Origin of the sequence: Carboxylicivirga marina (assembly GCF_016612505.1) — a bacterium.
Classification (GTDB): domain Bacteria; phylum Bacteroidota; class Bacteroidia; order Bacteroidales; family Marinilabiliaceae; genus Carboxylicivirga; species Carboxylicivirga marina.
This window is the reverse complement of the sequence record NZ_JAENRR010000010.1, coordinates 70,895-92,347: the sequence shown is the minus strand read 5'-3', so window position 1 is coordinate 92,347 and position 21,453 is coordinate 70,895. Positions and strand designations below refer to the sequence as shown.

At 37.6% G+C, this 21,453-nt stretch carries 14 protein-coding genes; all 14 read right to left on the bottom strand.

The annotated features are described in order from the left end of the window. Window positions 1–123: 123 nt before the first annotated feature. The 14 genes from JIV24_RS06360 to JIV24_RS06295 all read right to left on the bottom strand — a co-directional run bounded on the left by JIV24_RS06360 (window position 124) and on the right by JIV24_RS06295 (window position 21,444). Window positions 124–4,839 carry a hypothetical protein gene (locus tag JIV24_RS06360; protein ID WP_200464185.1) on the bottom strand — a complete coding sequence of 1,572 codons (4,716 nt, stop codon included), beginning with the start codon at window positions 4,837–4,839 and terminating at the stop codon, window positions 124–126. Window positions 4,840–5,199: 360 nt separating this feature from the next. After that, window positions 5,200–6,246, bottom strand: a complete 1,047-nt coding sequence (locus tag JIV24_RS06355; RefSeq protein WP_200464184.1) for a hypothetical protein — start codon at window positions 6,244–6,246, stop codon at window positions 5,200–5,202. A gap of 1,342 nt (window positions 6,247–7,588) precedes the next feature. Continuing rightward, entirely contained in the window at window positions 7,589–9,025 is a 1,437-nt protein-coding gene (locus tag JIV24_RS06350; protein ID WP_200464183.1) for a hypothetical protein, read from the bottom strand. Between the two features lie 240 nt (window positions 9,026–9,265). Then, window positions 9,266–9,979 (bottom strand): response regulator transcription factor, encoded by a 714-nt coding sequence (locus JIV24_RS06345; protein WP_200464182.1) that lies wholly within the window; start codon window positions 9,977–9,979, stop codon window positions 9,266–9,268. 741 nt (window positions 9,980–10,720) lie between these two features. Next, window positions 10,721–11,383, bottom strand: a complete 663-nt coding sequence (locus tag JIV24_RS06340) for a hypothetical protein (RefSeq protein WP_200464181.1) — start codon at window positions 11,381–11,383, stop codon at window positions 10,721–10,723. 68 nt (window positions 11,384–11,451) lie between these two features. After that, window positions 11,452–12,495, bottom strand: a complete 1,044-nt coding sequence (locus JIV24_RS06335; protein ID WP_200464210.1) for a hypothetical protein — start codon at window positions 12,493–12,495, stop codon at window positions 11,452–11,454. A gap of 22 nt (window positions 12,496–12,517) precedes the next feature. Then, a complete protein-coding gene (locus tag JIV24_RS06330) occupies window positions 12,518–14,419 on the bottom strand; it encodes a beta strand repeat-containing protein (RefSeq protein ID WP_200464180.1) in 1,902 nt (633 codons plus the stop codon). A gap of 275 nt (window positions 14,420–14,694) precedes the next feature. After that, complete coding sequence (locus JIV24_RS06325) at window positions 14,695–15,726, bottom strand: LuxR C-terminal-related transcriptional regulator (RefSeq protein ID WP_200464179.1); 1,032 nt, start codon at window positions 15,724–15,726, stop codon at window positions 14,695–14,697. Window positions 15,727–15,816: 90 nt separating this feature from the next. Next, window positions 15,817–16,464: a carboxypeptidase-like regulatory domain-containing protein gene (locus JIV24_RS06320; RefSeq protein WP_200464178.1), complete on the bottom strand. Its 648-nt coding sequence runs from the start codon at window positions 16,462–16,464 to the stop codon at window positions 15,817–15,819. Between the two features lie 12 nt (window positions 16,465–16,476). Then, complete coding sequence (locus JIV24_RS06315) at window positions 16,477–17,844, bottom strand: CsgG/HfaB family protein (RefSeq protein WP_200464177.1); 1,368 nt, start codon at window positions 17,842–17,844, stop codon at window positions 16,477–16,479. Window positions 17,845–17,861: 17 nt separating this feature from the next. After that, entirely contained in the window at window positions 17,862–18,290 is a 429-nt protein-coding gene (locus JIV24_RS06310) for a curli production assembly/transport component CsgF (RefSeq protein ID WP_200464176.1), read from the bottom strand. Between the two features lie 20 nt (window positions 18,291–18,310). After that, window positions 18,311–18,823: a CsgE family curli-type amyloid fiber assembly protein gene (locus tag JIV24_RS06305; RefSeq protein WP_200464175.1), complete on the bottom strand. Its 513-nt coding sequence runs from the start codon at window positions 18,821–18,823 to the stop codon at window positions 18,311–18,313. A gap of 266 nt (window positions 18,824–19,089) precedes the next feature. Next, the gene (locus JIV24_RS06300; protein WP_200464174.1) at window positions 19,090–19,806 is read right to left on the bottom strand and encodes a LuxR C-terminal-related transcriptional regulator; all 717 of its coding nucleotides are present in this window, start codon (window positions 19,804–19,806) and stop codon (window positions 19,090–19,092) included. Between the two features lie 624 nt (window positions 19,807–20,430). Then, window positions 20,431–21,444: a DUF4097 family beta strand repeat-containing protein gene (locus tag JIV24_RS06295; protein WP_200464173.1), complete on the bottom strand. Its 1,014-nt coding sequence runs from the start codon at window positions 21,442–21,444 to the stop codon at window positions 20,431–20,433. Between the last annotated feature and the right edge of the window lie 9 nt (window positions 21,445–21,453).

Genomic DNA, 21,453 nt, shown 5'->3' with positions numbered 1-21,453 from the left:
CTGCTCATTTATCCCCCTCTCCCTCCGGGTATCTCCCCTGGGGAGAATTTTCTTACGATACTTTCCATCTTCCCCTTGGGGAAGTGCCTTTAGGCGATGGGGGCTTTTTTTCCTGCCTTCGCCCTAACCAGCAAAAGCCATACAGTACTCCTGCCAGTCATCTTCATCAATCATCTCAATAAATTTAGGGTCAGCATCGGCACCCTTTAGTTCACGTCGTACAGTAACCGACACTGTTTTACTAAAGAACAAGACTTCCACCTTCACTTTGACGGTTGCCACTCCTTCCAGTTTCTGTACCTTTCCATCGGAGAAAACAGCAATAAAGGCCAGGTAAAACTCCATAGAGATAGATATAATACCCAAAATAGAGAGGTGACCATTGATACGTATGTAGCCAATAATGGTGGATGAACCAATTTCCTCAACCACATCACCATTGGGCGTTGGCAGCACCTTTTCAATAAGTTCAAACTTGTAATAAATACCACCCATAACCGACACACCACCTGAGGCTACACCAACATTCAATGATATAGCAGCCCCAAATTCAAAAGCTGCTTCGATGGATTTAAGACCTTTGAGCGTGGTAATAAGCATGAAATAGCCACCACCTCCAAAGCATGAGATAGTAAGCATAAAAGGATTCTCGCGTTTACAGAAATTAAATCCCATTTCTAATGGCGCTCCGGTAAATGGCAAGGTGACATGCGCACCCAAACTTATATTGCTAATCATGCAAATGCCCACTTCAACATTAGGAATACCAATGGTAAAACCGGCTGTTACTTGTGTAGGCTGCAGCTTAATATATGGGCCATCATCTGAGAAACCGGTACTTGGAATAATATTTTGCAGATTATTGACAAAACTCAAGGCTCCCTTAAACTGAATGGGATTCTCAGCATCAATATCCACTTTTACATTGGTTTTTTGTGCATTGCCCGATTTAAATTCCATAAAATTAAAATTCACCGCCAGCAAAGGCACCAGATCAATGCCAAACTTCTCAAAACGTGCCGAGCCGGTAAATGAAGCTTCTTTACCACCATCAAAAGGTTTCTCCAGAGCAGTAGTGATGGTTAGTGCTTTATTGGGATCATCCACCCGCACATGCAGGATGTCTTCAATCACTTTAATAGGGTTGGATTTAAATTCAGGCTGCCACTTGTATTCAGCATAGAATGCCTCCGCAGTCACAAAAGTCTTGAAGTTGGGTATCTTTGGCACACTGCCATTGAGCATATTCAGGAGCTCATCCGTTTTATCTTTAATACTTTGCTTCAAAGTATTGATCTGTTCGCTCAAATCCTCCTGCAACTCTTTGGCCTGATTCTCAAGGTAGAGAATCTCCGTTTTGATATCATCAATCTCTTCTTTTGCCTGGCTCGACATATTTTTAATCCCATCGAAGGCACCCGACAAGTCCATACCGCCAAGCAGCAAATCAAATATTTTGATAACACCAAATATCTTCGCCACAGGGAAATCATCCAATGCTTTAAAAAAATCGTCGGGATTAAAAGCCAGCGCCTTACTATCTGCAATATCACCACCAACGGGGCCCTGCAACTTACTCAGGGCCGATATACCCATATTGGGTGATAAGAAACCACCTGCCTTATCTGAACCATTGGAAAAATCAACAACTGCATTTTTCACGGAGGCAAACACATCACCCGCATTATTATCATCCTCTAATTGGATAGCAGCTGCTTGCCGCACACCAGTCATCTCATTCAATTGTTTAATAAACACTTCAGCTTGCTGAATAACCGGATGAAATTTAATATCCGCCTCGCCATTGGCAGGATATACTTCGGCGCCAAACTGAATGCTTTGTGTTTCAAAAGAAGTATCTCCGTCCAGCATACTTGGAGCATAGGCAATATCCTGCTCATTCAAATCCATCCGATTATACAAGGCATTAGGGTTGTATTTATCGATAATTTGCTGAACCAGGTTACTTTTTCGAGCCACCTTATTCTCCAGAAATGCCAATGGCATTCGCAAGGCATGCTCCACGCCTTCTTTATCGGCTAAAACGATATCAAACAAGAACCCTTTGTTATTCACATTAATGTAAAAGTTGTATGAAGTATTGCCACTGCCGCCAAATTTCTTCTGTTGATTATTAGGCGCCATTACCTGAAACTCGCCCCCTCCCGAAGGCACATTGATAATAGGCTGTTCAAGCGGATTATCGATATTAGGTGTTTGAGTGGTATTAATCTGCACCGACTGAAAAGCAAATGGTATAAACTGATTATTTGGATTGTTACGCGCATACAGCACTTCTTTCTCCAACACCACAATGTACATACGTTGCCTGTTGACAGCCGACTTAGTACCGGGGTGAAATTTACGCTCAGTCACTTTAACCAGAGCTGCACGATGTCCAAAAGGAAATAAATACCCTTCACGAACCACCTTGACATAATGATCACGTCCCAAAGTGGCCAGGTGCTCCCACTCAGTGATATTTAGCTCAGCATCTGCAGGTGAAGGCACATCAAAAAAGGCATGCCAATCGAGATAAGCACCCAAGGTGGTTAGCATCAGATTTTTCACCTCAACCGCTTTGGGATAATATTGTGGTATGGAATAATTTGATGTAGTATGTACCAATACATGCCGGTCATTCCCATCTAAAGATGCCATAAATGGGCCTCCCAAAGGCGGTAATTGCTTGAAGTTCGAACTCGCTTCATCGGCCCATAACGCACGGATGGTTTTAAAAACTGACAATTCACGCGTAGTTTTACCATTTTTTAGCTTTACTCCTAAAATGGTATGCCACAGTTCGGCAATAGCACCTTTATTAGTACTGAGGTTATCAGCAGCCAAATTAAAATTATTGACTACTCCTTCGGATGATTTACTAACTTCCTGATGATTTCTCAATTGTAATTTCTGCTGATGGACAAAATCACTCACCTGATTAGGTGAAATATACATTAACGCCGGTGCCTCAATAGATGTATGAGTATCGGGCACGGGTTCAACTTTCAGGTTGATATTTTTAAGGTCATAAATACTAAAGCCTGGTTTGATGGTTTGTACTTTATCGGCTGCCAACAACTGACCTAATTGCCCATCGTTGTATAGTGTTGCCTTAGCTGTTTTATCACGCGAACCAGCATACAGCTTAATGGCATAATCCTTAGATTCTCGTTCGAGGTACTTTTTTCGTTTAGGTATTGTTGAATTATGTACCTGAACATATTGACGTTTCTTCTTAGATTTAAATTGAGGTATCTTAATCCATGCCCGCGGGTTAACGCGCAGCTTGAGTGAACTCCAGTTTAACAATTGCTCAATACTAAGCGGCAGCCCTTTGCTCTTAGCAGGTAACTCATACACTAATCGGCTCTTACGGGCTCGTAAGTGCCTGACCGGAAGATTCACAGTATCAGAGCTCGCAACACCAGGTATCTTGTTGGATTCATAAAAAGCCTCTTCAAGCGTGTGCTGCGTTGTGAAATTGATAATAACTAATCCCTTTTTATTGGCATTACTTAGCTCAGCAAAAGAAATGGCTCCTTGTCGTACCAATGAAAAATTGTGTAATTCAAACTCCAGAATTAACATATCCTCCGGACGAAGCACTCTGAATTTCAATGCTTTTTTAGGCTTATAAATGACCTTATCTTTGGCGATGACCAACTCATTGGTGGTCGATTTCTTCTTTTTAACCGGCTCCTGAGGCTGAATTGTCAATAAGCTCATGTCATCGGCCGAAGCCAGAGCCACTCCACCACTTACAATGGGTTTAAAACCACTGGTGCGTGGTTGATAGTGCTCATTAACCATGCCTTTCAAATCGCCCTGGTATTCATAGTCGGGTCGCTGTTCCTGCGGACGAAGCATAAACGAACCCAGTTCCGTTGGCATCCACCCTGCTTCAACACTTGCAGAGAGATATACTTTTGCGGTCTGTGATTGAGTATATTCTGCAAACAGAAAAGAGGTAGCTAGTGCTTGTTCAAGACCTTTTACCCCAAAACGTCCATGTTGATCATTGGTCCATAAACAGATGTCGTCAGACAATTGAAAATGTAAGGTTGGTAAATCTTCGTCTACTCTTGTTAAGGGGTGATTGGGTAAATGCAACTGAATAAAGCGATACCAATCATCAAAATCATCGATACTCAGATAAGAGCTATTGCTGGTGTTTTTCAGAAAATCAATCTCATCAATAGTGCTTGCCAAACAAATGCGACTTGCACTGTAGTGCCCTGAAGCATTCTCGATAATTAAAGCTTGTGGTGATTCAACTTGCAATCGCCAGTTGGTATCCAGTGTACACGGCGTATATTTTACAACACTTAGTTTTATTAATGATGAGCTAATTAATCGCCTTGGTGTTATTGTGCCATTCAACTCTGAACTTTGATCGAGCCATGCCATCCAATCCATTTCTTGTCGAATATGCAGCTGTGGTATATGTATTCGACAATACCATTCGCCTTTTGTGAGATAGATATCAGCTTTTAAGTTAAAACTGAAATCGGTATAGTGATAACGAAGGCCTTTTGCTTCGATGTGATAATGGTCTTTCTCCTTCTTATAAGCCAGTTGGTAATCATCGCTAAAGATCTTATGAGAGATTTCCCATACGAGTTTTCCATGACGGTAGAAAAACAACTGCTGTTGACGTTTTATGATTTTAAACGTTTTTTTACTGAGTGCAAATACCGACTCCATCAAAGGACTCCAGATCAAAGCCCCCAAACTAATGGTTCGAATGAAAGATCGACGCGCCGGCGACTTAATTGAATTGCCTTTCTTCTGCAACAACTGGTGACTTCTCCTCACATTTAAATACCTCCAAGCCATAATCAACAATTTTGATATACATAGAGCAGGACAGGTTGATTAATACAAGTTAAGGAGTATTTGGTGCAAAGGGAAGAGAGAACGCAGAATAAAAGAGGTGGAGGTGTGAAATATATGCTTTGTGCATAAATAAAGGATGTCATCTATATTAACAAACTGCCAATATAGATGACATCCGTTTAATTTCTATACAAAAAAGCCCCGTTTAGCGGAGCTTACCTAAAACATCATCACAAATAAGTCACTCTTCAAAGATGTGTATCTGTTTTTATAAAATAGCAAAGGGGCATTTATAAATACCCCTTTGTACTTTAACTATGATAAAAAATCTAAGACAAATTTATTTATTGATGATTTTTTTTAGTTATTTGCTCCGATTACAACATCACCTGAATCGTCAGTAGTCCAATCCCAAGTAAACATCGATTTAAGAGGGCTTTCAGTCTTTATCGCGTCTTCGCTTACAACAATTTTAACCCACTTGTCAACTCCTTTGTCAACCATTAGGATATCTTGGTCAATCACAGCAGGATCCATTAAATTGAACTCATTAACTTTAACATGATTGCTTGGGTCATTACCAGTATCTTCAGATGAATAAATTTCTAATCTTAAACTCATTTTAGCACCGTCTATCGCATTTACTCCCGACCAGTAAAGAGCTGACTTATTGGCACCTGCAATAAAATACTGTAGATATACGCTAATATCCTTTTCAACATTACCATCATTGTAGAACAATTTTGCATAGTAGTTCTTAGCACCAGCGTCTTCGAATTCGAATGTAGTAATCAATCTACCATTCTCAGTCCCCATGTCAATTGTTATGTCACCATTGTTTTGCTCAAACTCATGGTTAATAACAGCTGTTGTTTCACCTGTAAACTCAACGTATGGAGGAACTTGACGTAGTGCGCCAGACATCTCAGTAGTGGTATAGGTAGAACCAGGGTGTGAATCCCTGATACAGAACATACCATTAACGGGGTCTACCATCTTAACGTTAACATTATTAAGGCCAATCGCACTTTTAATTGCTGGACGAACCACGTTATTAAAGTCTGGATCAGCTAAATCAGTGAAATATAGAGGCGTAGTTGTAGCCGTAAAAGTATTCTGACCATACCAAACGTTAGCTAAAGTAACTTCGCTTGGGTCAGCTACCGTACCAGCACTGAAAACATCACTCACAGGTACATTCCCGTTAAGTGGAGTAGCCGTAAGACTTAAACTGTTTACATAAACAGGTAATACACCAGGTGCTACAGCGCCTTTTAAATCCTCTTGAGCTGTGCCTGTGTTGATATTAAATCTAATGTCGCCTCTTAAATCTTTTCCAACATCATCCGTTTTGTCACAAGCAATCAATGCCATCATAGCGATAGCTACAAAAAATAACTTTTTCATAGTAATTAAGTTTGAAATTAAAAATTAATAATAGTGGTTCATTCAGTATGAGATTTAGGATTTGGGTGTTTTAATACTCAGACTTAAAAACCGCTAGCAAACTTATGACGACAATTGCCTAGGTTCAATAACCCAAAATGGGTATTTGTTACAATCCTTACACTAACAACTACAATTACTTGGTGAAATGCGTGCATTTATTGATGAATCAATTTTCACCAATAGCAATTCTATCACTTCATGGCACTTTTGCATTATTCAAAGACTGTCATTGATAATTTGTTAAAAAACGGAAACGGATGTCATCTTTATTGACATATCGTAAATAAAGATGACATCCGTAAAGCACACTTATACGCAAAAGCCCCGCCTTTGCGGGGCTAACCTAAAACAAATCATCACGTCCTGGTTACTCTTTAAGATGTGGATGATTATATCTTTTAAACTATATTAACTCGCTTTATTTAAAATGACTATAGTCTATTATTTTATCAATGATGCCTGCTTGCATTCCTTGGGCACTAATACGATAAAGTTAGCAGACTTGCTCTTTTCAAACAATTACCATAAAGGGGTATTATAATAAAATAGATGACATCTTTAATAGCAAAATGTCAATATTGTCCTAATTAATTTCATCGCTTGGGCTATCCGCCCAAACCCGACTTACTTTTTGATCTTGATGTCAAAAACTAAGGAAAAAGCATCAAGGCTACACCCGCTTCACTCAAAAAAGCTACGTTCGATTGACTAAAATCGATTAAACTCAACTTTTCTCATTCCTCAAAAAGTCTCAAACAAAAATCGATTCTTAACCGTCAAATCAAACTTGTTTTTTGGTTTACCGGCTGAGGCCGGTTCGTAACAAGAAGTTTAGAGCATAGAATAAAATCATTTAGGACGCTATTGGCAAAATGTATAAAACACCCCCATCACCACGCCTTAGACGTGGTACTTCCCCTGCCTAAGGGCAAAGGGAAGACAGGTGCGTGGTAATTTTTTGCAAGCTGTAAATCCTTCTCCACCTTTTTTAAAGGGGAAGCACTCCGCAATCGCGGAGGGAGGGGGATTGATTTATTACCTTTTTTTTCTCACAGAGTTAACCTAAAACTACAGGTATAAATACGGATGTCATCTTTATTAACCAACTGCTAATAAAGATGACATCCGTTTGTGCTTTTGATAACCTGAACAGGCTGACGAAGTAGCTGTCACACGAACACTTAACAGGCTATTACACGAGTGATTGTGTTTTAATCGGGTGATTCATTAGTTGGAACCAGAATTACGAGTGTAAAAAAAAACCGGCATATGCCGGCTTTTACTAGTAAGAAGATCTCTCCTAATTACAATGAGAATAACATTCATAATCACCATTATTAAATGCATCAAGTACATCCTTCACTCCTTCCAACTCACCCACTGGAATTTGCGCACCGCCACTAAAATGAGCAACTGCTTTATCATAGGCAATCTTGACATCAGTACATTCACTATCACTTAGTATAACACCATTAATCATTACATTTAACATAGCTGCAATGTATTGTTTCTTTAAAATTTTCTCCATATCCCCTTTAGGCGGATCATTTAAAATCCCTAAATATACTAAAGCATCAGCCTTGTCTGACCATAAATCGAAATGATTTTTCCAGAAACCTTGTGTACGGGTACAGCCACTGCCTGTTGAAGTAATTTCTGGATCTTCAAAACATGTACCTACTACAAAATCGAATACACCATCAGAGCCTAAATAGCCTTCCCAGAAAGCAGTTTCAACAGAGACATCACCTCCAAAAGCTTCTTCACAATACTCAATGGCGTCCATATAAACCCATCCAAAATCTCCACTTTCTTTTAGTTTCCAAACTGAATATTCCAGACGGAAACATTCATCTACAGATTCATCATTTGGCCAAAAGACTTCCATACATGTACCTGTATCAGGATCATAACCATCCTTATTTGAAAACACCAATGGATATCCTCCTTTTAAGATAGGTTGAAAGTTATCTCCCACCTTCTTAAAAAGTTCTACTTTCATAACTGCTGGCATATCAAAAAGAATACTAGAACCATAGCCAGAATTTTGACTTGCATAAATATCTGAATTAGCGCCAATACAAAGATCGCCAAACCAACACATTCTTTCGATCTTAATAAGGTTTAGATCGAACCATGCAAATCCAAAACTGTCGTAATCTAAATCCTCAAAACAAAGGACATCAATTTCAAATTCAAACTTTTTGAAACTTTCAACATCAAAACACAAATCCAAACAATGCGAGTCAATTACCAAATCATAATAACGACTATACTTATTAGGTGCCGCTCTTAAAATAACATCTGTTCTTCCATTATTATCAGCAAAGTCCGGATCATATATTGCATTATCATTGATATCTTCAAATATAAAAAACTCTGTAATACAGAACATTTGAACATCTCCATCTGGAATAGCTAACTTAATTGGTTGAGTAACCAATTTACCATTAATCCAGGTAAGCAATGAAGTATAAGGTGATTCAATAAACTGCTCTCTTCCATTATCATCAATCACTTTATACTTAAGCTTAAATTGTGCATACTCTAATCGCTCTATCTCAATATCCTGGCATATTGGCACATTTTCTTGCCCACTTTTTAATTGGGTGGAAAAACCTAATTGATTAACATCAAATGATATTTCAATAGATTGTTCTCTTGGTCCATCAACTTTCTCATTACAACTACTTACTACTAGTGCAAACGCTGCTAGTAACCATACAATTTTTCTCATAACATTTACTTTAAGATTAATATATGTGCTCATAACAATTGGTATACTTTGCTAAAGTGTTGTCCATAAAATATTGTAACCAAATGTTAAGAGGTGTAAAATTAAGATGAGCTTTTAGCGAATTCAATTACCCCAAAGGGCTATATTAAAATGTCAAGTATTTATACAATAATATCATTAACCCTATTGTTTACGACCGTAGGATTTAATGAACAATGTTGCGAAAAGGTGTACTGCGATTTAAAATAAATTGGCTTTGCCCACCATATAAGCCAAATAGGCGGTGTTCTTTACTTGAAGTTTTTTTAGAATGTTTTTACGGTGTTTTTTAGCCGTAAATATACTGATGCATAAACTGCCTGCTATTTCAGCATCCGTATTGCCTTCTACTATGGATTTTAATACTTCTAGCTCTCGCTGGGATAAATCCATCAATCGCTTTTTATAGGCAGCATACATATTGGAACGCAGGTCATCTTCCTCATCAGTTGCAGTCAGTTTAAACAAGATTCCAATGTGCAGGTTTTCGCTTTTCAGTAAGTCCTTGCATTTGACTAAAAGAATGTAAAAATGGTCTTTACTGCCATCAGCATTATCAACATTAACGATAGTACTAACAAAGTTATTTTTACTCTTTATCTGGATACCACCATCCAATTTTGTGAGCTTATCAATTTCACTCTGTTTTATACGCTTTTGCAACAGTCTGCGGATAGGTGAGTAGTTCAATGGCTGATTATAAATCTGGTGGCTGGTCAAAAAAACAGTATCAGCATATTCGAGAACACCCCCACTCGTATTATAGATAAAAAGACCAGGTTGATAGAATAATTCCATTTGAGTTAAGAAGGGATTAGTTGCTTTAAAATCATCCAAAACAGCTTGATAATGTGATAATTTAGATTCTTCTCTTACTTCAAGTAACTTAACCTTATATAACTCTGTAGTTTCCATAACTATATTAACTATTTAGCATATAAATTTCAACTTCTTACAACAGCCAACTCAATAAATGCCTTACACTTACAACACACTATTATCTCTCTTTAGCTTATTACCGTCAGCTAAGAGCTATTTCAAAAACAAAACTTATTAACAAAGACACATTAGAATACACTAAAGGACTAAGGCTTATAGTTTGTAGTGTGTTTTGTAAAAGTATTGAGATAAGCTACTAAGCTCAATAACCCCAAATGGGTATTCCTAAATAATCTTGGATAAACATTGCTAAAAACATGGCAAAGACATGCTAGTAATTGATATATAACCCGTAACAGAATCAAAAAAGCTCACCTATCTTATTATCCTGAAATTAAACGGATGTCATCTTTATTAACCAACTGCAAATAAAGATGACATCCGTCTGTGCTTTTGATAACCCGGACAGGCTGGCGAAGTAGCTATCACTCGAATACTTAACAGACTATCACACGAGCATGTGGGTGTCGCTTCAGTGAGCACTGAAGAGGCTCCCCCATGTACAGAGAAGTGACTCCCCGATGTACAATGAAGAGGCTATCACATGAGCGGTTAATCGATTGCACCCAAAAGAAGTGATAAGAAACGGATGACATCTTTATTAACAAACTGCCAGTAAAGATGTCATCCGTAAAATTTCTTAATTAAAAAGTCACGCCATTGCGGGACTGACCTAAAACATCAACACGTCATAATTACTTTATAAGATGCGTATGTTTATTTCGTCGGAAAATAAAAATCAGAATTGGAAATATTCACTTTCATACCCTCACCACCAAAGCCAGCTTGTTGCTCTATAAGAATTGGCGAACCAAAGGATTCCAGTTTAGCCGATAACTCATGATTATCACCTTCTTGTGTAATTACAGCCGCTTTAGGAAAAGATGCATTAAAATAGCCATTGCCTATCAACGCTAACTCTATCGAGTTACCATTCCCTTTTTGCTGTATAGCAGCTGCTTTAGGTAAATAACCTTGATTATCAATAAAACTATTGAGAATATTACCTTCTCCTTCCTGATGAACCACAGTCAAAGTCAACTGTCCTTCTGACCATAAATTGGCTTCATTATTGGTTCCATCTTGCCGCAAACCTGTTGCATGCTTATAACCGGATTGATGGATGTAACCATTGTTATTAGCTCCATCCTGACCAGTTAAAATGACATTCAAATCTTTCTCTAAACTCTGTTGAATAATTTGCACATGGTTGGTTTCTCCAAGCTGTTCAATTAATGTATAATCATTAAAAACCTGCGTAGCAGCCACTTGTTCTATTTCAGCTTCAATGGACTTGCATGCATCCGGCTGAATATCCTGAGCACTTACCGATGGCATTATAGCAATAAAAACAAATAATATAAACAGATATCGTTTCATGGAATTATTTTTTAAGCCTTGGTTTATCACTATCTGACAAACCAGGGCTTACGATTATATTTACCTGACTATTGCTGAATAATCTTTGCAAAGTTTGAAGCTCCACTCTGATAAACAGTAGCCGAATGAGAATTACCAGTTTGTTCAATTCCCACGACACAGTTAGTACTACCTCCTACAAGATCAACATCAATTATATTCGAATCACCAAATTGACTTGTAGTAACGACATTACCATTGCCATCAATATCAATATCAGAGTCATTATACTCACCAAGCTGTCCTTGGACTACATCATTATTGTCCCCAATAATATCAATCCAGGCATCATTTCTTCCACTAACCGACCACACTGAATATTCCTGATATTGATAGGTGTTGTTATTATCGCCAGTAACATTAATAACAGCATTACCAAACATTTGATTTGAATACTGAGTATAATCACCAGAAACATCTGTACTTCCATTACTCATCTTAAATGGGAGGTCCAAAGGATTGCCTAACGTTGTTGCGCTAATATCAAAAACATTACCACTAACAGTTGCATTATTATTGTTGTTTCCTGTTTGTGTTATGCTTTGATTATTACTATAACCTCCCACACTTAGTTGAGTAGCCACATTATAATCACCTTCTTGAATAACAAACATTCGTTTTACACCTGCACTTCCAAAACTTCTAACTGTTCTTTGGGTTGCCATATTATTGTTTCCAATCTGATCTAAATCAAGCCCCATTAAATCCCAAGAAGTTCCAATTGTTTGAGATGTACCAATATCCTGATGTCCTTCATTATCATCTCCATCCTGATAAATACTCGATCCATTATTTCCGCCACCTTGCATAGTAATCGATGCTGTATTATCATCCCCAATTTGCTCTATAAATGCTCCTCCTTTCCAATCTCCAGCATTTGTTGGAACCTTATTGTTAGTTACAGGCGTCGCCAAGCTTCCTTGGATAATATCCGCATCATTATCTGATCCTGTTTGTTCAATCTCAGCAATATTAGAACCATACTGCTCAATATCTGCCTCATTGCCTGAATTCTGTGCCATTACTAGACCAGCACAAACCAACATACTTAAAAGAAAAACTACTTTTTTCATGATAATTAAATTTTAGAATTAGTTAATTCTGAGTTATTATAGCTTCATTCATTCCACCAGTTTGTGTGATTGAACCTGAATGACCATTACCATTAGAGGTTATAGAGCCAATGTTTGAATCACCCGTCTGTGTAATGGAAGCCCCATTTAAATTGCCTGTTTGCAATATCGTTGCCTCATTATTTGATCCAACAATAAAAATATCTGCTGAGACATTACCAATACCATCCTGATCTGTTGTTGCGGTATTATCTGAGCCTTCAATGTATGTGTAGGCGTGGTTCTCATTACCCAACTGCGTCGTCAACATTGTATTATCGCTTGATATTGAACTATGTGACCTTACATACTGTGATGCCACATTTCCATCTCCAGTTTGAGTAACTGTACCACTATTATTGTCCCCTACACCACTTTTCCAAATACTCACTGTAGCATCATTACCATTTCCTAGTTGATCAATATCACCAAAAGCATTGGTCCTGCTTAATTCCAAGGAAGCTGTGTTACCATTACCCATCTGATCAATTGTACCAATTATACTAAGACCTTCTTCATATGCATTAGTAATCCTATTGTCATCACCCAGTTGATTAATGATTAGAGAGTTATTGGTTACAACGCCTCCTAATCTTAATTGTCTAGCACCAATGATCATATTGTTGCTACCAGTTTGTTCAATATCAGCAAAGTTCATATCTCCATATTGATTGAATCGCCCAATTTTATTACCATTACCACCATGTTGTAAAATTATGGCTTGATTATCATTTCCATTCTGATCGATTCCGTTGTAAGGGAAAGAACCCTCACCAACAACGTGGTCATTTCCTAATTGAGTAATGGACATATTATTTCTGTCTCCAAACTGCATATGAGAAGCATACACGTCCTTTTCTGGTCGAAACTGACTAACTGTATTATTGTTACCAATTTGATCAATGTTAACAATATTGTCGTTTCCATCCTGTAAAATACCAAGTGATGAAGGTTGATTTCTAGTACCTACTGTATTTCCATCCCCTGATTGCGTAACCACAGCTGAATTTCGTTCTCCCCACTGTTCTGTTTCTGCAAAGTTATTATCACCAGTTTGATATGTCTGCGCATTTAAATCTCTACCATTTCCGATTTGACTTGCCCAGTTTCCAACATCAGTACTTAAAGTGTTATTCTGAACAATTTCAGCATTATTTTTATGTGACCAACCATCACCAGTATAGTTCTGAACAGCCTCATTATTAAAACCATCCTGATCAATCTTAATTACTGCTGATGAATACCCATTATTGCTACCTGTCGCATCTTGAGTCGCAATATTTCCAGTACCATTCTGATACACTTTTAATTCAGTATGAGTACTTCCATGCCCACGTTGAGTTGCTTGGTTTGATGTACCATCTTGTTCAGCTCTAATATCTATAGTATAACCCCCATCAGTTGATTGAGTTAATTGATTACCTGTCCCATCTTGTATACCTACTAAGGTATGACCACCATTATAGCCTGGCGCAACAGAAGTCTGACTAGAAACGTTACCAGTTCCTTCTTGCGTAATAGTTGTGTTTAATGCACCTTTGTTACCTCCACCAGACTCACTCTGACTTATCATTGCATCATTGCTTGATCCATTTTGATTAACTGTTGCATTATTGGGAATATTTTGATTTGCACCTCCATTTGAACCTGTTTCTGTTTGAGTTACATTTGCAATATTGGCACCCCCTGCACCGCCCGTTTGTGTTACAGTTGCGGTTTGTTCAAAATCATCATCTGTACTTTGAGTCACAGTAGCCTCATTGGTTCCTGTTTGATTTGTAATCGCAGTCTGATTTTCTCCTGTTTGACTCGTTTCTGCATTACTTTGCGCCATAAGCCCTGTTACAGCAATACACATTGAAATAATAAAAATTAACTTTTTCATGACATTTAATTTTAGAATTAGATGGTTACTCTGTTATAAACTTAATTTGAAAGTTCGTTTTAAACATTCTAAAAACACTCGAACCAAAACAAAGCTACACTACACCCAAATAACTTTCAATAAGTGTTTTACGACATGCATTTCAGCTACGTAAAAACACTTAGTTCTCAATACGAACGGCCTTAACAAAGAGCCGTAAACACAAGTATCCCACCATGCTCTACAAGCAGGGTGGGATATGTAAAAGACTAGCAGTAATAACTTAATCGCAGATTCTACAAGCTGTATTTTGTTTTCGCAATATGTACCGCCCCAATTATATTTCCTGAGTTGGTTTTCTGAATCACATTGGAGCGGTGTTTTTCTACCGTTCTTACAGAAATACCCAATTGATCAGCTATTTGCTTAATGGGTATGCCCTTGGCTGATAGTTGAAGAATTTGTTTTTCGCGTTTGGTTAAGATACTATCTGCTCCCATTTTGTTTTCTTCTTTAGAATGGTGTGCATAGGAAGGGACAGGTAGTGTGCAAAAGCAATCATTAACCAACTCATTTGAGTTGGGTTGGCTATTTTTTACAGGTTTAGCCATACCAATTATTTGAACGACATTATTTGATTGCTCCACGTAAATCAGATGTAGTCTGTATTTTTTCTCAGGATGTTCAATAGCTGGTATTGCCGTAAAAACAACATCTTTTAACAATCCATTCTGAAACCGGATGTATTTCATTTCTTCCGTTTCATTAACTCTAAAATTAAACAACTCCTTCAAAAAAGGTTGTTTTGTTTTCAACTCAGTATACCCAAATGTCTTTTTAAAAGCTGTATTGCCTTCTATAATTCGTCTGTTCTCTGCTACAAACACAGCATATGGTATCAGCTTACAGACAGTTTTATATTTGTTCTCTGCCACCGAAGTATGATAATCTCTCTTTTGAAATTGTCGTTCAATAATGTTCTTCACATTATCAGCTTCAAATGGCGGAAAAAGAAAGCCATCTATCCCCAATTCTTCAGCCATCAACAGTTCAGCAGAATTAAAATTAGTAGAAATAAGAATAAATGGTATTCTCTTGTGGACTATACGCCTTTCTAAAATATTAAATATTTCGAGGGCACTATATTCATCAACTTTACCATCACAGAGAATAATATCGGGTACCGAAACAGATGATTTTTGAATAGCCGTTTCCAAATCTGTTACTGCAACAAGATTAAATCCCAATTGAAACAATATAGTAGCCAGTTCTTTTTGATGCTTATCAATAGAACTAATAAATAATATTCTTTTTCGATTTATTTCCATACCGCATCATTTTCAAGTTCACTTAGTCTCTCCTAATAGTATTTCTTTGTTAATCACAATACTGAATAGATTAGACTATAAATCAATTTATTATTCAAAATCTGTAGCTGTTTTAAAGCTCCATGTCGGACTATTGGCTACATTATGACCTTCAAACTTAGCAACCACATACCAGTAGTAAGTTGTATTGGCTTCCAAATCACTTACCGTTACTTCATTAGTTATTAAGCTTTCACCAACAATGGTTTGTACAGTTGAATTGGACTCAAACAAGTAGACAGTATAATCCAATTCTTTGCTTTTATTTTCCTGATCAACATTCCAAGTAAATGTAAATGAGCTACGCTGGTCAACAGCCCCATTACCAGGCACAGGCTCGTAGATATAGACTGAGCCCACTTCTCGCTCATCCTTCAGCATAAAAAAGTTAATGGCTGTATTTTCATCTTCATAAACGGCAACACTGACACTATTGGTCAGAAAATCTTTTTTACGGGCAGTAATGGCGATATCCCCATTCGTTATCTTGGATATAACAAATGCACCTTCACTATTGGTAATAGTACTGGTACTGGCCGGGTTAGACACAACCAACACCCCTTCTAAAGGTGTATATGTTTCTCCATCGAGTATGATACCCGAGACCGAACCATATTTTTCAAAATCCAAATGCTCTTTTTCGCAAGTAAAAGCGGTTAGTAAAATAAAAATGATAACTAAGTAATGTATATTTTTCATAGTTGTGATTGTTTATTTGCCAATGTAAAATTTAAGTCCAAATCGAAAGCCCCAGATAAAGTCGTTTGACTCTCCGGCTTTATCTCCATCGTAATAATCGGTGAACAAATGGTTGACATAGCTATTTCCAGTAACAGCTATTTTATTCGTAAAAAGATATTCGATTCCTGCAGTGGTATTGACATAGGGCAGCCACATTTCATTTGATAAGCCCAATTGGTGCATATCGTTATAATAGCTACCTCCTCCTACACTCAGGTAGGGCGAGAACTTGCCTTTCCGGTTAGCCAGGTACACAAAGCTTAAGTCGCCAAAGTACTGTTGCAAGTCCATTAATGGATCAAATTTAATTTGCTCCATACCCACATTGGCCTCCATAAAGAAGGATTTGCTCAAACCAAATCCTACATTGAAACTAGCACCTGGATTAAAATCATAATTAAGGTAATCGCCGCGATAACTTTGAGTGCTTCCTAAAACCGAACTATAAAAGCCTGAGCGGTAGTTCTGCTCAAACTTGGCACCTATATGATCCACTTTAAAGTTGTCAGACTTTTCTTTTTTGTACTTTGCTATTTCATCCGCCTTTATATCTGTAGGATTATTGAGTTGCCAAAGGTCATCAATAATACCTTCCACAATCATCGCATGCACTGCTTTTTCAATGGCTTCTGTAATCGCAATCTCTGTTGGTTCGTTGTATGTATAACCTGTTTCAGCTTCCAGGAGTCGCTTAAATTTCACATAACGAAAAACGCCTAATGATACCTCCTGTGAATAAATGGAGTTGGTAGTATAAATGGTTTTTAATATTTTACCATTACTGGTTGAAACTGCCCTTAAATAGATACTGATACGATCTTCCCGGTATTGAGCTGATGCATCAGACCCAAAATAACGCACACCTGCTCCACCAGTAAATACGTTTGTTTCATAAGATACAATTCCACCTTCGAGCAGTATACCTGCATACAGTAATGGAGGTAGTTTTGCCCCAGAATCTCCATTATACTGCTCGCGACTAGAGCGAATAATCTTACGTTCAGTCAAAAGGTTGCTAATACTTTCTCGTTCAATAGGAACAAACCATCCTGATTCTTCCAGTGCGCGTACCAGAATATTGGTAGCTCCTTGTGTTACTGCTGTTGACCAGCTTGAACCGGTATTACTTGGCTTGTATTGGCCGGTTTGGTCACTGAATTTATATACTGCTGCGACAATAGGGCTTTTGGGCTTAGGTAAATCCAGCAAGTCTTTTTTAATTTCAGTTTCAGGCCCCAGGCTCGCTTTTTGTGAGTCGAGGGGTTGATAAAAAAAAGGACTGCAACCTGCAAGAAGCAGTATAAAACAGCAACTTTTTATTAATTGCTTTATATACATAAATTAAGTTGCTTGGGTTAGAAGTGTGGCACAACCACGTTAGTAGTGGCACCGGTTGTGTTATCTAGTATGGAGATATTCATGCCTCCATCATCATTTCCTATCTCAATCTGAAAATCTCCTAGTAGATACGTTCCTTCTGACAAGGCCTCTTCTCCAAACTGCTTGGCTACTAATTCACGCGATAAGCGACTTAACAATTGCCTGTTCAGGCTTTCTGAAAAATTCTTTATAGGATCCTGATTGTAATAGCCCCCTCTTGTATCGTCTCCATCCGAAGGTGCTTTGTAGGTATCTTGTGCCTGGGCTGAACTCAACATCCATTGATAATTAAAGGTATTGCCACCAAAAGATGGATTTTTAGGTGTGTAAACAAAATCTTGTGCACTACCTATTGTCGTTAGAATAAGACCTATGATGATAAGGCCGTGTTTTAAATGTATCATTGTGTGTTGTATTTAGTTGGTTAAAATATTCCTGTTCCTGATTGATCTTCCCCCATCAATTGCTTTTGCAGTTCTTCATAATTTTTCAGATAAGCGTAGGTTCGTTCTACCGCCTGTTGCGCTAATGCTTTTACCATTTCATTGCGTGGCTGCAGGAAAGATTTAAAAACGAGACTCTCATTGATTTTTATTTCAATTAAAGTGGTCGTAAGTCGATAAGGCTTTTCCTTAATGAAAATTGAATAGTTTTTGGCATTAGCCGGAGGATTCCAATTCTGATAGAAGAAAAAGTAAAAATCTCTTCCACTCTTCGTTTTCGTTTCATCCAATAGCAGCCCGTCTATCTCAATATCAGAAGTACTGTTTACTTTATTAAGTTCGGACTCCTTAATATTCTCAAGTAGTTTCTGAAGACTTTCAGGGGCCTCTTTAATCACTTTATTCTGCCTGTCCACTGTAGAATCCTGCTTCTCTTGAGAAAAAACAGATACTGAAATATATGCCAAAACCAAAATGGCTATAAAGCGAGGCATTGCAGGCGCGTTTTATGTTTTATCAAAAAAAATGAATGAAAGCTCGAACGGTTCATATCTGATAAGCTGTTCAAATAAAAGGTAAAATCCTGCATTAAAGAATGGGCATAACGTAATGTTATACATAGGAATACAATCTGCACTCTCATAGTGTATGATATTTTAGGTTATTCTTGATTAGTAAAATTAGGTAGGGCTTTTACTAAGTTCAATAACCCAAAACGGGTATTTTCACCCAATTTGAAAGTACACTCTAAGTATTTTCTCTAAAACAATTGTGACTTACCAGCAATAAACGAAAGGGCAGCGGTATTTTTTATACCCAGCTTTTTAAGAATATTTTTACGGTGCTTCTGTGCGGTATGTGCACTAATGTGCAAGATCTCACCTACTTCCTTATCCGTTTGCCCTTGCACAATGCATTTTAATATGGATTGTTCACGTTCGGATAAGGTGTCAATCAATTGTTGATAATGCTCCAGTTCATCTATTTCATCATGCGTATTGGTCTGCGAAGATGATGGCTTGAGCTGTATGCCAATGCGAAAGTGTTCACAATCGCTGTACTTTTCGTCTGGTTTGACAATCATAAAATGTATCGCACGATAACCATCCTTGAACTTAATACGTACGATTCCATTTAAAAAGTTAGCATGGCCTTTTTTATCGGCGATTCGTTTCATCAACGATATACGCCTTACGTCAACCGGGTGAATCTTTGACAATAAAAATCGACCAATAGCAGGGTGCTCTATGTTCCTATCACTGATTTGGTTATTATTCAGAAAATTTTCGTCGGCATAGACAATCCTAGCAATATGGGTATTGTATAAAAATGCACCAAGGCGAAGGTTTTCGGGTATTAATCCAAACAAGGCATTTGAACGAAGAAAGGAAATTAGAAGGTGTTGATAATGCTTTTCCTTCTTCGAAGAAACAGGACACTCCTGTTTATCACAATACAGGCTACAATCTACCGCCATAAAACTTCTGTTTAATATACATTCCCCTCTATGTAACTAATTATTTGGCACAAACCTAAAACGCCTCTTTACATAAATATGAATTGAAAATATAACTATTGCAGAAGTATTGCAAACTCAAAAAGCACCTTTAGTCATTCAATAACAAACTTTTAAGTAAGAATTATTCATATTCATCAGGAATAAATTCACATTAGTCAAAGTTCAACATAAAGTAAGACAAGTAAAGCTACTAATACCCTACTAACGTCAGTGAAATAGCACCCATAACATCCCTATACTTTGTTGTAGTTTTATTATTGTAACTTTCTCTTGTTTAAAAAAGATAAAAAGAAATCTGACACTCTAATTGAATGATATTTACACACTGTTCTCACCAAAAAAGCAAAGAAAAAAATCACCAAAAGCATAAAAGCTTTAGAAGCTGCCTTGTGTACCTTTAAAAAAACTGTGTCATACTGCAATGAATTTAATACACTTTAATCATCAAAACATTACAAAGCCGAGTCGCTACAAAACAAGACCAAACTGATGCCAGCAGCAAATATTACTGAGGTGACTTAAACAGACCCAATAAAAAAGCCCCACTAACGTGAGGCTTATTATGTATATGTTGCTTGTATGCTATTTATTAAAATTCATGGCACCGGTTGTACTAATTGCCGTAATAACAATAGGTCCATCGCCCATTTTTAACTTCTTCTTTTTAGATTTACCGTAGGCAATAATGTAAGCATGTTCTGATTGGCAGGCAAAAGTAAATGACTCCTTAGGGTTAAGGAACTTCAGCTTAATTTTACCTTGCGTAGTTTGCAGGTTAGATGATTCTGTCAGGTTAATGCGATTACCAATAATGGAACCTTTTGTTGATACCAAGTTTAGTACGCCTTCAATATTAAATAAGTTAAGCGTACCTGAAACAGACAAAGAACCAACAGTACCTTTGGCATCTGACAGCTTCATGGCGCCCGACTTAGTTTTCAGGTAAATATCGCCATTTACTTCTTTGATTGTTTGTGCTCCATCGGTCGACTCTGTTTTTAAAGCACCTTTGACGTTCTCAACTGTCATGGCACCACTACTTGAATACAGGGAAACTGCTCCTTCAACATCACGAACGATGTGCGAGCCCCCTTTTGTTGACATATTTAATTGACCTTTAATGCTTTCGGCCTTAACAGATGCTGATTTCGATTTAATGGTAAGCTTCGCCCTTATGTTGGATACAGCAATTTTACCAGATTTAGACTGAGCCAAGACATCGTTTGCTACCATATCTTTTAATGTGATATAACCTGATGTCGTTTGGATATTTAGTTTTATTCCTTCAGGAATAGTCAATTTAACAAAGCCTGTATGTGATGTCCATCCAGACTCAGGCTTGGTCACTTCAATTTTCAACACACCTGCCTCCTCAGTGCAAACTATACCGTATCCTTCTAATTCCTTAGCAGCTTTTAGCTCTGCTACTAAATTGATTTCATCGCCTTTATTGACATCAACTTTACAAAATTCGCCAATTACCTTAATACTGCTAACATTCTGAAATGATTTATTTTCACTTGCAACAACAGGCATATCCTGCGCTTGAAGATTAACAGAAATTACCATCAGAAGTAATACTAAAACTTTTCTCATCATCCTTAA

What these genes read in the sequence shown, in the direction of transcription:
- JIV24_RS06315 (WP_200464177.1), bottom strand. Translation starts at nt 17,844, where the DNA reads ATGTATATAAAGCAATTAATAAAAAGTTGCTGTTTTATACTGCTTCTT.
- JIV24_RS06335 (WP_200464210.1), bottom strand. Translation starts at nt 12,495, where the DNA reads ATGAAAAAAGTAGTTTTTCTTTTAAGTATGTTGGTTTGTGCTGGTCTA.
- JIV24_RS06345 (WP_200464182.1), bottom strand. Translation starts at nt 9,979, where the DNA reads ATGGAAACTACAGAGTTATATAAGGTTAAGTTACTTGAAGTAAGAGAA.
- JIV24_RS06305 (WP_200464175.1), bottom strand. Translation starts at nt 18,823, where the DNA reads ATGCCTCGCTTTATAGCCATTTTGGTTTTGGCATATATTTCAGTATCT.
- JIV24_RS06340 (WP_200464181.1), bottom strand. Translation starts at nt 11,383, where the DNA reads ATGAAACGATATCTGTTTATATTATTTGTTTTTATTGCTATAATGCCA.
- JIV24_RS06300 (WP_200464174.1), bottom strand. Translation starts at nt 19,806, where the DNA reads ATGGCGGTAGATTGTAGCCTGTATTGTGATAAACAGGAGTGTCCTGTT.
- JIV24_RS06295 (WP_200464173.1), bottom strand. Translation starts at nt 21,444, where the DNA reads ATGAGAAAAGTTTTAGTATTACTTCTGATGGTAATTTCTGTTAATCTT.
- JIV24_RS06320 (WP_200464178.1), bottom strand. Translation starts at nt 16,464, where the DNA reads ATGAAAAATATACATTACTTAGTTATCATTTTTATTTTACTAACCGCT.
- JIV24_RS06325 (WP_200464179.1), bottom strand. Translation starts at nt 15,726, where the DNA reads ATGGAAATAAATCGAAAAAGAATATTATTTATTAGTTCTATTGATAAG.
- JIV24_RS06330 (WP_200464180.1), bottom strand. Translation starts at nt 14,419, where the DNA reads ATGAAAAAGTTAATTTTTATTATTTCAATGTGTATTGCTGTAACAGGG.
- JIV24_RS06360 (WP_200464185.1), bottom strand. Translation starts at nt 4,839, where the DNA reads ATGGCTTGGAGGTATTTAAATGTGAGGAGAAGTCACCAGTTGTTGCAG.
- JIV24_RS06355 (WP_200464184.1), bottom strand. Translation starts at nt 6,246, where the DNA reads ATGAAAAAGTTATTTTTTGTAGCTATCGCTATGATGGCATTGATTGCT.
- JIV24_RS06350 (WP_200464183.1), bottom strand. Translation starts at nt 9,025, where the DNA reads ATGAGAAAAATTGTATGGTTACTAGCAGCGTTTGCACTAGTAGTAAGT.
- JIV24_RS06310 (WP_200464176.1), bottom strand. Translation starts at nt 18,290, where the DNA reads ATGATACATTTAAAACACGGCCTTATCATCATAGGTCTTATTCTAACG.